Source organism: Mycobacterium sp. ZZG (assembly GCF_054786995.1).
On sequence record NZ_JBTBFV010000010.1, the window covers coordinates 44,417 to 60,055 of the forward strand.

5 protein-coding genes are annotated in these 15,639 nt (G+C 70.0%); 3 read left to right on the forward strand and 2 right to left on the reverse strand.

All coding sequences use genetic code 11. The annotated features are described in order from the left end of the window. The first annotated feature begins 118 nt into the window (after positions 1 to 118). Both ACXMYJ_RS08665 and ACXMYJ_RS08670 read left to right on the forward strand, forming a co-directional pair. The gene (locus ACXMYJ_RS08665) at positions 119 to 11,068 is read left to right on the forward strand and encodes a type I polyketide synthase (RefSeq protein WP_460355436.1); all 10,950 of its coding nucleotides are present in this window, start codon (positions 119 to 121) and stop codon (positions 11,066 to 11,068) included. A gap of 96 nt (positions 11,069 to 11,164) precedes the next feature. Beyond that, positions 11,165 to 11,956 carry an SDR family oxidoreductase gene (locus tag ACXMYJ_RS08670; RefSeq protein WP_460355439.1) on the forward strand — a complete coding sequence of 264 codons (792 nt, stop codon included), beginning with the start codon at positions 11,165 to 11,167 and terminating at the stop codon, positions 11,954 to 11,956. On the opposite strand, the gene ACXMYJ_RS08675 is transcribed toward ACXMYJ_RS08670, so the two are convergent. Beyond that, positions 11,953 to 13,041 (reverse strand): NAD(P)H-dependent amine dehydrogenase family protein, encoded by a 1,089-nt coding sequence (locus ACXMYJ_RS08675; RefSeq protein WP_460355442.1) that lies wholly within the window; start codon positions 13,039 to 13,041, stop codon positions 11,953 to 11,955. The two genes, ACXMYJ_RS08670 and ACXMYJ_RS08675, sit on opposite strands and share 4 nt — an antisense overlap. Positions 13,042 to 13,281: 240 nt before the next feature. Between ACXMYJ_RS08675 and ACXMYJ_RS08680 the strand changes: the two genes are divergently transcribed. Next, positions 13,282 to 15,117, forward strand: coding sequence for an acyl-CoA dehydrogenase (locus ACXMYJ_RS08680; RefSeq protein WP_460355445.1), 1,836 nt, complete (start codon positions 13,282 to 13,284; stop codon positions 15,115 to 15,117). Between the two features lie 184 nt (positions 15,118 to 15,301). Here ACXMYJ_RS08680 and ACXMYJ_RS08685 read toward each other — a convergent pair whose 3' ends face one another. Then, positions 15,302 to 15,577 carry a hypothetical protein gene (locus tag ACXMYJ_RS08685; protein WP_460355448.1) on the reverse strand — a complete coding sequence of 92 codons (276 nt, stop codon included), beginning with the start codon at positions 15,575 to 15,577 and terminating at the stop codon, positions 15,302 to 15,304. Positions 15,578 to 15,639 lie beyond the last annotated feature (62 nt).

Here is a 15,639-nt window from a genome sequence, read left to right on the forward strand (position 1 = left end):
GGCAACCGCACACTGTGCGGGGGTCCGTGCCATAGTGTCCGACGGGGGAAGTGGGTCTTCACGCGCGACAGGTGTCCGCAGGGTCGCATTTCACCGTCGATGCAAGGAGGTCAGCGGCATGGATTCCGGTGGACAACGGAACGACCCGGCCCCACGGTTCGCGATCATCGGCTACGCCGCGCGGTTTCCCGGCGCCGCGGACGCCGACGAGTACTGGGACGTGCTGCGCGAGGGTCGCGACGCGATCTCGGAGGTGCCGGGCGACCGCTGGGACGTCGACGAGTTCTTCGACCCGGACCCCGCTACCCCCGGCAAGGTGGTGACCCGCCGCGCGGGCTTCGTCGACGACGCCACCGGCTTCGACGCGCCGTTCTTCGGCATGTCGACCCGCGAGGTCCGTCTGATGGACCCGCAGCACCGCATGCTGCTGGAGACCGCCTGGCGTGCCGTCGAGCACGCGGGCATCGCGCCGACCTCGCTGGCCGACAGCGACACCGGCGTGTTCGTCGGGCTGGCCACCCACGACTACCTGGGGATGGCCTCCGACGAGCTGACCTATCCCGAGATCGAGGCCTACATGGCCATCGGGACCTCCAACGCGGCCGCTGCGGGCCGGATCAGCTACCGGCTGGGGCTGCAGGGACCCGCCGTCGCCGTCGACACGGCGTGCAGCTCGTCGTTGGTGGCGATTCACCAGGCCTGCCAGGCGCTGCGCCTCGGCGAATGCGACCTCGCGCTGGCCGGCGGCGCGAACGTGCTGCTCACCCCGGCCACCATGATCACGTTCTCCAGCGCGCACATGCTCGCCCCCGACGGCCGGTGCAAGACCTTCGACGCGTCCGCCGACGGCTACGTGCGCGGCGAGGGCTGCGGCGTCATCGTGATCAAGCGCCTCGAGGACGCCTTGGCCGACGGTGACCGGATCCGCGCGGTGATCCGCGGCAGCGCGGTGAACCAGGACGGCGCGTCGGGCGGCCTGACCGTGCCCAATGGTGTTGCGCAGCAGCGGGTTATCGCCGACGCGCTTCGACGCGCCGGCGTCGAGCCCGGCGAGGTGGGCTACCTGGAGGCGCACGGCACCGGCACCTCGCTGGGCGACCCGATCGAGGTCCAGGCCGCGGGTGCGGTGCTCGGGAGCGGACGCGAACCGGGACGTCCGCTGCTGATCGGTTCGGCGAAGACCAACATCGGGCACCTGGAGGCCGCGGCGGGCATCGCCGGCGTGCTGAAGGTCGTGCTGGCGCTGGAACACGCGACGCTGCCCAAACACCTGAACTTCCAGACCCCGTCGCCGCACATCCCGTGGGACCGGCTCGCCGTGGAGGTGGTCACCGAGACCATGCCGTGGGAGACCGACGGCAGGCCCCGCATCGCCGGGGTCAGTTCGTTCGGTTTCGCCGGCACCAATGCCCACGTCATCCTCGAAGAGGCGCCGGATCAGACCACCGGACCCGCGCCGGTACCCGAACCGGAGCGGTTCGGGGTGCTGCCGCTGTCGGCGCGCACTCCCGCCGCGTTGGTGGCGCTGGCCGGGCGGTACCGCAGCTGGCTGCAGGACCATCCGGAGGCCACCCTGGCCGACGTGTGTTTCACCGCCGGCGCGGCGCGGGCGCACCTGGAGCACCGGGCCGCCGTGGTGGCCGACTCGCGGGACTCCGCGGTGGATCTGCTCGGCGCGCTGGCCGACGACCGCCCGGCCCCCGGCCTGGTGCGGGGTGAGTCCTACGAGGCGCCGAAGACGGCGTGGCTGTTCACCGGTCAGGGCAGCCAGTATCCGGGCATGGCCCGCGAGCTGTTCGACACCGAGCCGGTGTTCGCCGACACCGTGCGTCAGTGCGCGGATGCCGTCGCCGATGTGCTCGAAAAGCCGCTTCTGGAGGTGATTTTCGCGGCCGACAGCCCGGAGGCCGAAGAGGCGCTGCAGCAGACGAGTTACGCCCAGCCGGCGCTGTTCGCGGTGGAGATGGGTCTGGCCCGGCTCTGGCAGTCCTGGGGTCTGGAACCGGACGTAGTGCTCGGGCACAGCGTCGGCCAGTACTCGGCCGCCTGCGTCGCCGGGGTGTTCAGCCTCACCGACGGTGCCCTGCTGATGGCCGAACGCGGACGGCTCTTCGGTAGCCTGCCCGCCGGCGGCCGCATGGTCGCGGTGTTCACCGCGGCCGACCGTGTCGAGGCCGTGACCGACGAGTTCCCCAGCCTCTCGGTCGCCGCCTACAACGGCGCCAACACCGTATTGTCCGGTCCTGCCACGGATCTGGAGCAGGCGGTGGCACGCCTGGCCGCCGACGGCGTGCGGTGCGACTGGCTGGACACCAGCCACGCATTCCACTCGGCACTGCTCGACCCGATCCTCGACGAATTCGAGTCCTACGCGCAGCAGTTCACTTTCGCTGCGCCGCAGCGCATTCTGATCGACAACCGCACCGGCGCGGCGCTGGGCCGCAGCGTCCGACTCGACGGCGCCTACTGGCGCAGGCACGCCCGGCAGCCGGTGCAGTTCGCCGCGAGCGTGCGCACGCTGGCAGAGCTGAACTGCAAGACGCTTGTGGAGATCGGACCGCGCCCGGTGCTGACCGCCGCGGCGCTCGGCGCCTGGCCCGACCCGGCCACCAGCCCGCGCGTGATCGCGTCGTTGCGGCGCAACACCGCAGACCACCGCCAGATCACCGAAGCGCTCGCCGACGCCTACGTGATGGGCCACCTGCCCGACTTCGGGGCAATGCGCCGCCCGCACGCGCGCAAACTCGACCTGCCGACCTACCCGTTCGAGCATCGCCAGTACTGGTTCTCCGAGAACCGGGACCGTCCCGAGGCGGCGCGGTTCTCCGCCGCGCGCACCGAGACCGTCCGCCTGCTCGAGGACGGCCACATCGACGAACTCGCGACACTGCTGGGCAGCCCGGCCCCCGACGACCACACCGTCGATGTACTGAACAGGCTTGCCGCACAACATAATCAGCAACGCGCCGGGCAATCCGTGGCCGACGACCGCTACCACATCCGCTGGGACATCGCCGCGGTCGCGTCCTCCCGGGACACCGCCACGTGGATCCTGGTCGGCGAGGAGAACGAGACAGTCCGGCCGCTGCTCGACGCGCTGTCTGCGCGTGGCCACCAGCACAGCTTCGTCGCGCCTCCGATGTCCGACGCGGAGGAGACCAAACTCGTCGACGCATTCCGCGCGGCCGCAACCGAGGATTCGCCGCTGCGGATCCTGCACGTCGCGGCGCTGGACGCCGACACCGCACCGTCGATGCGCTCGCTGCTGCGGATGCAGCACCGCATCCTCGGCGGCACCCGCCGCCTGTTCCGCGCCGCGGCCGCAGCCGAACTACGCACCCCCATCTGGCTGGTGACCCGCGGCGGCCAACGTGTCCTCGACGCCGACTCGGTCGCACCCGATCAGACCGCGCTGTGGGGCTTCGGCCGCGCCGCAGCGCTGGAGCTGCCGCAGTTGTGGGGCGGGCTGGCGGATCTGGGCGAAGGCTCTGCCGAGGAATGGCACCGTCTGCTCGACCAGGTGTCGGCCGTGCCCGACACCGCGCTCAGGGAAGACCAGGTGGCGCTGCGCGGCCAGGCGCTCTACGTGCCCCGGCTCGTCCGCCGGACCACAGCGCCGGGCGGGCAGCCGCTGCACCTGCGCGGCGACGCCACCTACCTGGTGACCGGCGGCCTGGGTTCGATCGGTCTCGAGATCGCCGGATACCTTGCCACGCACGGCGCCCGGCATCTGGTGCTGACCAGCCGCCGCGCCCCCGGTGAGGAGGCGCAGCGCCGCATCGACGCGCTGAGCGAACAGCACGCCTGTGAGGTGCGCGTGTTCACCGCCGACGTCGCCGACGCGCACGACGTCGCCCGGCTGCTGGGCACGATCGCCGCCGAACTGCCGCCGCTGGCCGGCATCGTGCACGCGGCAGGGGAGGTCGGCACCACTGCGCTGAGCACCCTGGACGACGCCGAGGTGGACCGCGTGTTCGCCGGGAAGGTCTGGGGGGCCTGGCACCTGAGCGAAGCCGCGGCCGATCTGCGGCTGGACTTCTTCCTCAGCACCTCCTCGATCGCGTCGGTGTGGGGCGGCTTCGGCCAGACCGCCTACGGCGCGGCCAACGCGTTCCTCGACGGGCTGGCATGGCGCCTGCGCGAACAGGGCATCACCGGGTTCAGCGTCAACTTCGGCCCGTGGTCGGTGGGCATGGCCGATGCGCAGTCCCGGGCGCGGCTGGACCAGCGCGGCATCCGGACGCTGTCCCCCGCCGACGCACTGGCGGGCCTGGCCGATGTCGCCACGTCGGCCGACAGCGTGCAGGGAGTCGTGGCGCGCATCGACTGGGCCCGGTTTCTGCCGCTCTACCAGCAGACCGGGCGTCGGGCGTTCCTCGCCGAGCTCGAGCGCGAGGTGCCCGACGCGGTACCGGTACTGACCCCTTCCGGGACCACACCGCTGGTCGAGCGACTCACCAATGCGCCTGTGCAGCAACGCCGCAAGCTGCTCACCGACTATCTGCGCGACGCGGTCGCCGAGATCACCCGTGTCGATGCCGCCGAGATCCGGGAGGAAGCCGGGTTTTTCGACCTGGGCATGGACTCGTTGATGGCGGTCGAACTGCGGCGCCGCATCGAGCAGGGCGTGGGCAAGGACATCCCCGCCACGCTGGCGATGGACCATCCCCGGCTCTCGGACGTGGCTGATTACCTGCTCGGTGAGGTTCTCGGACTCGCCGAGCAGACCAAGGCGGCGCCGCTGCCGGTCACCGCGGTGGCGCGCACCGACGACCCCATCGCGATCGTCGCGGTGTCGTGCAGATTCCCGGGTGCGCCCGACCCGGAGGCGTTCTGGGAGGTGCTGGCCGGCGGGGTCGACGCGATCCGGGAGGTTCCCGAGGACCGGTTCGACATCGACGAGTACTACGACCCCGACCCGGACGCGGCCGGAAAGACCTACACCCGCTTCGGCGGATTCCTGGACGGCATCGACGGATTCGATCCCGAGTTCTTCGGCATCTCCCCGCGCGAGGCGGTCTGGATCGAACCCCAGCAGCGGCTGATGCTCGAAACCGTCTGGGAGGGCTTGGAGCGAGCCGGGTACGCCCCGGCCGCGTTGCGCGGCAGCAGAACCGGCGTATTCGTCGGTGTCGCCGCCAACGAGTACGCGCACCTGTTGTCCGCGGAATCGATTGACAAGATCGAACCCCACTTCATCACCGGCAACGCGCTCAACGCGATCTCGGGCCGCGTCGCGTTCGCGCTGGGTCTGGAAGGCCCCGCGGTGGCGGTCGACACCGCGTGCAGTTCGGCGCTGGTCGCCGTGCACCAGGCCTGCCAGGCGCTGAAGTCCGGTGACTGCGACATGGCACTGGCCGGCGGTGTGAACGTGCTGCTGAGCCCGGTCACGGTGGTCGCCGCGTCCCGCGCACGGATGCTCTCGCCGGTCGGCCGGTGCAAGACCTTCGACGCGTCGGCCGACGGCTATGTGCGCAGCGAAGGTTGCGGCATCCTGGTCCTCAAGCGGCTCAGCGACGCCGAGCGTGACGGCGACCGGATCTGCGCGGTCATCCCGGCCAGCGCGGTCAACCAGGACGGCGCGTCCAGCGGTCTGACCGTGCCCAACGGCGGTGCGCAGCAACGGCTCATCGCTGCCACGCTGGCTCGGGCCGGGCTGAGCGGCGGCGACGTCGACTATCTGGAGGCGCACGGCACCGGCACCCCGCTGGGAGATCCCATCGAGGTCGCAGCAGCAGCCGCCGCCTACGGCGCCGCCCGCGACGCGGACCGGCCGCTGCTGATGGGATCGGTCAAGAGCAACATCGGGCACACCGAATCCGCCTCCGGCGCAGCGGGTCTGATCAAGGTCGTGTTGTCCCTCCAGCACCAGGTGCTGCCGAAGAGCCTGCACTTCGACAACCCGTCACCGCACATCCCGTGGGACACACTGCCGGTGCGTGTCGTCGCCGAGCCGACACCCTGGGAGACCGACGGACGGCCCCGCCGCGCCGGGGTCAGCTCCTTCGGGTTCACCGGCACCAACGCGCACGTCCTCGTCGAGGAGGCGCCCGCCCAGCCCGCACCCGTCATCGACGACGAGCAGCCGGGCACCACCGAGCAGGCACCGGTTCACGTGCTGCCACTGTCGGCGCGGTCTCCGGAGGCTCTGGTGAGCCTGGCGCAGCGCTACCAGTCCTGGCTCTGCGCCCATCCGGAGGCCGACCTGGCCGACGTGTGCCTGACCGCCGGAACGGGCCGTTCCCACTTCGAGCAGCGCGCCGCGCTGGTGGTGGATTCGGTCGACGCGGCCCGGCAGGGACTGGCCGAGCTGGCCGAGAACCGGCTGCGCCCGGGCGTCGTCCGCGGCGAGCACACCCATCGGCCGGTGACGGCGTGGCTGTTCACCGGCCAGGGTAGCCAGTACCCCGGCATGGCGCGCGAATTGTTCGACACCGAGCCGGTTTTCGCCGAGACGGTGACGGCGTGCGTGGAGGCCGTCGCAGACATCCTGCCGCTGCCGCTGACCGAGGTCGTGTTCGCCACCGACCGGGAGACCGGCGGAAAGGCCGGAGAACGGTTGCGGCACACGTCGTTCGCGCAGCCGGCGCTGTTCGCCGTGGAGATGGGCCTGGCCCGGCTGTGGCAGTCGTGGGGAATCGAACCCGACGTGGTACTGGGACACAGTGTCGGCCAGTACGCCGCCGCGTGCGTGGCCGGCGTGTTCAGCCTCACCGACGGTTCGCGGCTGATGGCCGAACGCGGCCGGATGTTCGGCAGCCTCCCCACCGGCGGCCGGATGGTGGCGGTGTTCACCGACGCCACCCGCGTCGAACAGGCCGCCGTGTTCGCGCGGGTGTCGGTGGCCGCCTACAACGGACCCAACACCGTGCTCTCCGGCCCGGCTGAGGAGCTGGAACAGATCGTCTCCCGGTTCAGCGAGGACGGGATCCGCTGCACCTGGCTGGAGACCAGCCACGCCTTCCACTCCGAGCTGCTGGATCCTGTGCTCGACGAATTCGAGGCCTACGCCTCGCGATTGGAATACGCCACGCCGACCATGCCGCTGGTGTGCAACCGCACCGGGACGGTGCTGACGGCCCAGACCCCGCTCGACGCGCAGTACTGGCGCAAGCATTCCCGCCAGCCCGTGCAGTTCGCGGAGAGCGTGCGGACGGTGGCGGCACTGGGCGCCACCGTGCTGATGGAGATCGGACCGCAACCGGTGCTCACCGGCGCCGCGGTGCAGGTATGGCCGGAGCACCTGGCCGCGCCGCGGGCGATCGTGTCCCTGCGTAAGGGCATCGATGATCGGCGGCAGATCTCCGACGCGCTCGCCGCGGCCTACGTCGGCGGTCACCGGCCCGATTTCGCTCTGCTGCACCGCCGCCCGTCCCGCCGGCCGGTACTGCCCACCTACCCCTTCCAGCGCCGCCGGTTCTGGCCGAGGACGAGCGGGCTCGCCGTCGACGGCGGGACCGGTGCCGCGGCGTCGGGGATCCTGGGCGGCGCCAAGGATCTGGCCTCGGGTGACACCGTCTACACCAGCAGGCTGTCGGTCAGATCGCAGCCATGGCTGTCCGACCACGTCATCTACGGCACCGTCGTGGTTCCCGGCGCGACGTACGCGGCGATGGCGTTGGCCGCCGTCGGCACCCCGGCACGCGCCAGGGACGTCTTCTTCTACGAGCCGATCATCCTGCCGGAGAAGACTTCCCGTGAGGTGCAGCTGACCCTGCGCCCGCTGACCGATGCCGGGTCGTGGACGTTCCAGGTGCACAGCCGGCCCTACGGCGTCCGCGACGCCGAGTGGTCGTTGAACGCCGAGGGCACCGTCGCGGCCGGCATGGGCGACGACGAACCGGTCGGGCAGGACTCCGACCCGGTCGACGAGGCCATCGAGCGCCTGGAACGCATGCGCCCCCAGGAGCTGTTCGAAACGTTCGCCGACCTGGAGCTGGCCTGGGGACCGACCTGGTCGGGCTCGCTGAAGTCGCTGTGGCTCGGCGACGGTGAGGCGATCGGCGACATCCTCGTCGGTGAGGAACTCGCCGAACAGTTGGCCACCGAACCGATGCACCCGGTGCTGATGGACCTGTGCACCGGCGTCGCGTTCCCGGCGTTCCCGGCGCTGCTGGCCGCCGAGCAGGGTGTCAGCGACCTGTTCCTGCCGTTGAGGTACGGGCAGGTTGTGCTGCGCGACAAGATGCCGCGCCGGTTCTACTGCCGCGCCCGGTGGCACGCCGCGGCGCTGGACAACGAAACCCAGGTGTTCGACCTCGATTTCGTCGACCGGGACGGTCGCATCCTCGGCGGCATCCGCGAGTTCACCGTCAAGCGCGCCCCGCGGGAGGCGCTGCTGCGCGGCCTCGGCGGTGACGCCACCCGGCTGCTCTACACCCTGGGCTGGCACGAGGTGCCCGCGCCGGCCGATGCCGGCGCACCGGCCGGCACCTGGCTGATCGCCGGATTCGACGAGCTGGCCTCCGCCGTTCCCGGCTGTATCGCGTGGCACCGCGACACCGATACCGAACCGCTGGGCGAGGTGCTGAGCCAGGCACACGCGAAGGGTGTGCCGTTCTCCGGTGTCGTGTGGCGCAGCAGCGCGGCGAGCGCCGGTGAGTCCAGTGCCGACGTTCAGGCGCGGATCGAGGCCGAGATCGGTCACCTGCTCAGCGCGGTGCACACGCTGCAACGCGGCGCACAGGACGGCGGCGTGAAGCTGCCCGGCGGGCTGTGGGTCGTCACCGAGCGGGCCGTGGCCTGTGAATCCGGTGAGCCGGTCGACCCCGTGCAGGCCGCACTATGGGGCTTCGGACGCACCACGGCCAACGAGGAACCCGGCCTGCGGTGGCGGCTGGTCGACTGCGACGGTTCACCGGAAGCGGTGCGTGCGCTGGCCGGCCTGCTGGCAGCACCGGTCGACGAGCCGGAACTCGCAGTGCGCCAAGGGAAGTTGCTGGCGTCCCGGCTGTTGCCGTGGTCGCGCAGCGGCCACCTCACGGTGCCGCGCTCCGCGGACTTCGTGCTGGCTCCGACCGAGCGCGGCGCGATCGACAACCTGCGGCTCACCGAGACCGAAGTTCCGCCGCCTGCCGAAGGTTACGTGCAGGTGCGCGTCGAGGCCGCGGGGTTGAACTTCCGCGACGTGCTCAACGTGCTGGGGCTGTACCCGGGCGACCCGGGACCGATCGGCGGCGACTTCGCCGGTACGGTGACCCAACTCGGCAGCGGCGTCACCGGACTCGACGTGGGCCAGCGGGTCTACGGGTTCATGCAGGGCGCGTTCTCCAGCCGCTTCAACGTCCCGGCGCAACTGCTGGCGCCGATCCCCGACGGGGTCGGCGCGGTGGAGGCGGCCACCATCCCCGCCGCAGCGTTGACCACCCGGCTGGCGTTCGACTGGGCGCAGCTGAAACCGGGTGACCGGGTGCTCATCCACGCCGCCAGCGGCGGGGTCGGACTGGCCGCCATCCAGATGGCCCAGCAGCACGGCGCGACCGTGTTCGCCACCGCCAGCACCTACAAGCGGGCGACCCTGCACAGGATGGGTGTGCAGTACGTCTACGATTCGCGCAGCACCGATTTCGCCGACCAGATCCTGGACGACACCGACGGCGCCGGCGTGGATGTGGTGCTCAACAGCCTGACCAACGAAGGGTTCATCGAGGCCACGGTGCGGGCCACCGCGCGCAACGGTCGCTTCGCCGAGATCGCCAAACGCGACATCTGGACACCCGAGCAGATGGCTGCCGCCCGGCCCGACATCTCCTACGAGATCGTCGCACTCGACGTCACCACGCTGCAGGATCCGGAACGCATCCGCACGCTGCTGACCGAGGTGTCCGACGGCCTGGAGCGGGGCGAGTGGCGGCCGCTGCCCGCCGAGGTCTACCCGTTGACCGAGGCCCGGGCCGCGTTCCGCCGTATGCAGCAGGCCCGCCACATCGGCAAGATCGTGTGCCAGATTCCCGCGCCGCTGCAGCCGCGGGCCGACCGCAGCTACCTGATCACCGGCGGTCTCGGCGCGATCGGTCTGCACACCGCGGCGCATCTGGCCCACCTGGGAGCCGGCGACCTCGTGCTCACGTCCCGGCGTGCACCCGACACCGACGCACAGCAGGTGATCGACGAGATCGTCGACCGCCACAAGTGCCGCGTACACGTGTTCACCGCCGACGTCGGGGACGAACACGAGGTGGCGACGCTGCTGGAGAGGATCCGCGCCGAACTGCCGCCGTTGGCGGGCGTGGCACATCTGGCCGGTGTGCTCGATGATGCGCTGCTCGCTGCGCAGGATCTGGACCGCTTCCGGAAGACGCTGGCGCCCAAAGCTTTCGGCGCTGATCACCTGGACCGCCTGACGCGGGAGGACGACCTGGACTTCTTCATCGTGTCGTCGTCGGTGTCCAGCGTGTTCGGGTCCCCCGGCCAGGCCAACTACGCGACGGCCAACGCGTTCCTCGACGGCCTCGTCGCGCAGCGGCGCGCGCACGGCCTGCCAGCCACCGGCGTGAACTTCGGCCCCTGGGCGCAGGGGGGCATGGCGTCCTCCGACGCGGCGACGGCGAACATCACCGCTCAAGGTTTGATCCCGTTGGAGCCGTCGGCGGCGCTGAGCGCGCTGGCCGAAGTCGTCGCCAACGGAACCGGTCAGGCCGCGGTGCTCAAGGCCAACTGGCAGCGCGCGGCGAAGGTGCTCGGCAGTTCCCGGCCCCCGATCCTCGACCTGGTACTGCCCCGCCCGGAGGGCGAGGTGACCGGGGACAGCGAGTTGCTGCGGCAGCTGCAGGAGATCCCGGTGCCGCAGCGCGCCGGTTTCGTGACCGAGTTCCTGCAGCGCGAGGTGCAGAACTTCCTGCGGTTGGCGCAGCCACCCGCGGCGTCCAGCCGGTTCCTGGACCTCGGCACGGACTCGTTGATGGCCATCGAGCTGCGCAACCGGTTGCACAGTCAGTTCGGCGGCGCGTTCACGATCAACGCGACCGCGGTGTTCGACTACCCGACCATCGGCGGGTTGGCCGAGTATCTGGTGGGCCAGCTGCCGGACGCGGAGACGGAGCCGGGTCCGGCACCGGAGCAGGACTGAGACACCGCATCGCCACAGTGCGCACCTGGCCTGGTCGGGTTCGCACTGTGCCCTGAATTGCGCTGTGTGGCAGTTGAATTGACCGAAGGAGCAGGCATGACGAAATCAGTGTTCATCACCGGAGCGGCGACCGGGATCGGGCGTGCGACAGCGCTGCTTCTGGCCCAGCGCGGGTACCTCGTCGGCGGCTACGACATCGACGAGGACGGCGTAGGGCTACTCGCCGCGGACATCTCCGCGGTCGGCGGCAGGTCGGTGGTCGGGCACCTCGACGTCACCGACGCCGACGAGGTGGCGCAGCGGCTGGCGGAGTTCGTCGACGCCGCGGGAGGCCGGCTCGACGTGCTCATCAACAACGCGGGCCTGCTCAACGCCGGTCGTTTCGAGGAGATCCCGCTGCCGGTGCACCACCGTGAGATCGAGGTGAACGTCAAGGGCGTGGTCAACGGATTGCACGCCGCGTTCCCGTACCTGAAGAGCACCCGCGACGCGGTGGTGGTGAACCTGGCGTCGGCGTCGGCGATCTACGGCCAGGCCGAGCTGGCCAACTACAGCGCCACGAAGTTCTTCGTCCGCGCCATCACCGAGGCGCTCAACCTCGAATGGGGACGCCATGGGATCCGCGTGATCGACATGTGGCCGCTGTACGTGAACACCGCGATGACCAAGGACGTCACGACCGGCACCACCCAGTCGCTCGGCATCCGGCTGACCGCGCAGGACATCGCGACCGACATCGTCGCCGCCGTCGAGGCCACCTGGCCTCGCCGGCTCGTCGCGCAGGTGCACTTCCCAGTGGGTGTACAGGCCAAGGCCCTGGCGCTGGGGGCGCGGTTCTCCCCGGCCTGGCTCACCCGGCTGGTGAACAAGGGACTGGCGGGAGGCTAACTCCAGCGGGTGGCTTCCACGTCCGGCGGCAGCGGCGGGTGCAGTGGCAAGTCCAGACCGTCGTAGACGCCGGGCTTCTGGCCGGACAACCAGCTGATCGCCCCGAGCAGCCGGTTGGCCGCGGTGGCGTTGCCGCCGTCGGCGCGGGTGCCGCCGGGCACATCGGCGCGCGTCACGATGGTCAGTTGCGGGTCTCCGTCGACGATGACGCGATGATCACCCACTCCCTGATCGGGTTGCGGCCAGTGCGGCGCGCACGCCGGATCGATGCGGGTGATGTGCTCGACGACGACACGCTGCCTGCCGCCGGCCCAGCCGATCACGCGGAGATAGAACGCCCCCTGGGTGCCCTTCTCGAAGTGACCCATGACGTTGTGGACGGGCTCCTCCAGCGGTAGCCGCTCGACCTCCTCGGTGATCTCGTCGATCTCCAGGCCCAGCCCGCGTCCGATCAGCCGGATGTTGCCGCCCCACACCATCGTCGGGATGCCCGGCAGCAGCATCATCGGGGTCTCGTCCATCGACCCGCCGAAACCGCAGGACACCCGCACCGCGTAGGGCTGGTCGTAGGTCGAGTAGTCGAAGATCTCCTGGCAGGTGATGGTGTTGATCCCGGTGCACAGCCCGGCCGCGGTGACCGCGAGCGCGTCGTTGGCCCAGCCCGGGTCGACGCCGCTGACCAGCAGGGCGGCGCCGCCGTCGGCCGCGGCCGCGGTGAGCCGCTCCAGCCACTCCGGCGGTGCGGAGCGGGGGTCGTAGAGCGAATACAGCGACGGGGTGACGACGTGGGCGCCGGCACGCAGACACCGTTCGATGTCGGCGAGGGCCTCCTCGGGCCGGATGTCGCCGGAGGCCATGTAGGCAACCGCGTCGGAGCCGTCGAGCACCGCGTCCGCGTCGGTGGTCGCCGCGATGCCCGTCGGCGCGCCGAGCCCGGCGAGAGTCGCCGCGTCCGTCCCGGCCTTCGCTTCGGACGAGGTGATCACCCCGGCCAGCCGCAGGCCCGGAAACCGGGTCAGCGACCGGATGGCGGTGGTCCCCATATTGCCCGTTCCCCATACCGCAACCGCCGTTGTCGCGCCCATCGTGACACCCTATCCGGGCTAAACGTGAGTATCATCACAGACCGCTGAAACGCCTGTTCACGACGGGTTTCGCGGCGAAATTCCCAGCCCGGCCAACCGCCTGGTTGGTGAACAGGCCGAAATTGCCCACACGTGTCTTGCGTTCAAGTTACCGGGCGGTATAGTCGAGCACAGTTACTGGTGGGTAACTTTGCCGACAAGTACCCAACCGCAGGTGGCGTTCTCAACGAGGAGGAACCCGTGAGCCATTACAAGAGCAATGTTCGTGACCAGGTATTCAACCTGTTCGAGGTCCTCGGCGTCGACAAGGCGCTGGGTCAGGGCAGCTACTCCGAGCTGGACGTCGACACCGCGGTAGAGATGCTGGGCGAGATGGCCCGTCTCGCCGAAGGTCCGATCGCCGCGTCCTTCGAGGACGGCGACCGCAACCCGCCGGTGTTCGACCCGAAGACGCACACCGTGACCCTTCCGGAGTCGTTCAAGAAGTCCGTCCGCGCGCTCGTCGAGGGCGGCTGGGACAAGATCAGCGTCAGCGAGGAGCTCGGCGGCATGCCGATGCCCCGCGCGCTGTCCTGGGCCTTGCAGGAGCACATCCTCGGCGCCAATCCCGCGGTGTACATGTACGCGATGGGCGCCGGATTCGCCGACATCTTCTACCACCTCGGCACCGAGGAGCAGAAGAAGTGGGCCAAGCTCGCCGCCGACCGCGGCTGGGGCTCCACCATGGTGCTCACCGAGCCGGACGCCGGCTCCGACGTCGGCGCCGGACGCACCAAGGCCGTCCAGCAGCCCGACGGCACCTGGCACATCGACGGCGTGAAGCGCTTCATCACTTCGGCCGACTCCGATGACCTGTTCGAGAACATCATGCATCTGGTGCTGGCCCGCCCCGAGGGCGCAGGCCCGGGCACCAAGGGTCTGTCGCTGTTCTTCGTGCCGAAGTTCCACTTCGATCCCGAGACCGGCGAGCCCGGCGAACGCAACGGCGTGTTCGTCACCAACGTCGAGCACAAGATGGGCCTGAAGGTCTCCGCGACGTGCGAGCTCTCCCTCGGTCAGCACGGCGTCCCAGCCGTGGGCTGGCTGGTCGGTGAGGTCCACGAGGGCATCGCGCAGATGTTCGACGTGATCGAGCAGGCCCGGATGATGGTGGGCACCAAGGCGATCGCGACGCTGTCGACCGGTTACCTGAATGCGCTGGAGTACGCCAAGGAGCGCGTCCAGGGCGCCGACCTCACCCAGATGACCGACAAGACCGCTCCGCGCGTGACCATCACGCATCACCCGGACGTCCGTCGCTCGCTGATGACCCAGAAGGCTTACGCCGAGGGCCTGCGCGCGCTGTACCTGTTCACCGCGACCCACCAGGACGCGGAGGTCGCCAAGACGCTGCACGGCATCGAGCCGGAGGTGGCGGTCAAGGTCAACGACCTGCTGCTGCCGATCGTCAAGGGCGTGGGCTCCGAGCAGGCGTACGCCAAGCTCACCGAGAGCCTGCAGACCCTGGGTGGTTCGGGCTTCCTGCAGGACTACCCGATCGAGCAGTACATCCGTGACGCCAAGATCGACTCGCTGTACGAGGGCACCACGGCCATCCAGGCGCAGGACTTCTTCTTCCGCAAGATCGTCCGCGACAAGGGTGTGGCCCTGGGCCACGTGGCCGGCCAGATCGAGCAGTTCGTCAAGGCCGAGACCGGCAACGGCCGGCTGAAGGCCGAGCGCGCGCTGCTGGCCACCGCGCTGGAGGACGTCCAGGGCATGGCCGCGTCACTGACCGGCTACCTGATGGCCTCGCAGGAGGATCCCAAGAGCATCTACAAGGTGGGCCTGGGCTCTGTGCGCTTCCTGATGAGCGTCGGCGATCTGGTGATCGGCTGGCTGCTGCAGCAGCAGGCCGCGGTGGCCATCGAGAAGCTCGACGGTGGGGCGACCGGCGACGACCGCGCGTTCTACGAGGGCAAGGTCGCGGTGGCGTCGTTCTTCGCGAAGAACTTCCTGCCGTTGCTCACCAGCACCCGGTCCGTCATCGAGAACCTCGACAACGAGGTCATGGAACTGGACGAGGCCACCTTCTAGACCCTTCCGCAGCCTCGGACCCAGGACGCCCCCGGATTCTTCCGGGGGCGTCTTGCGTTGCCCGGGGCATGTCCCACGCGCATCACACATCCACGAATTTCAGCGAAAGTTCGAGAGGACCCCTGCAAAAGGTGGACTTCTGAGGCGGGTGTGCCTCGGGGCAGCTGAACCGCGGTATGCGCAGCTATTTCTTCACGCGTCGGCTTCTGGAGATGTCCACCAGTCCGGCGGCCAGGAAACCGACGGCGACGACAGCCAGCGCGTGTCGGGACCAGCCGAGCCGGCCAGCGGCGAGCACCGCGAAGAAGGCCGCCCCGGCGACCATCGCCGCACCCCGGTACAGCCGCGTCCGGTGGCGACGCTTCGCCGGATTGGCTTCACGCGGGACGACGGCTGCGTACACAAGTAGCCCGAGAAACGCCACGAAGGTGAGAAGTTGCAGCAGGCTCAGGGCTGTCATGGCCTACTTTGTACCCTGCCCCGGACACAAGGGCGGGTTCGGGAGGACACTTGGGTGCGTCT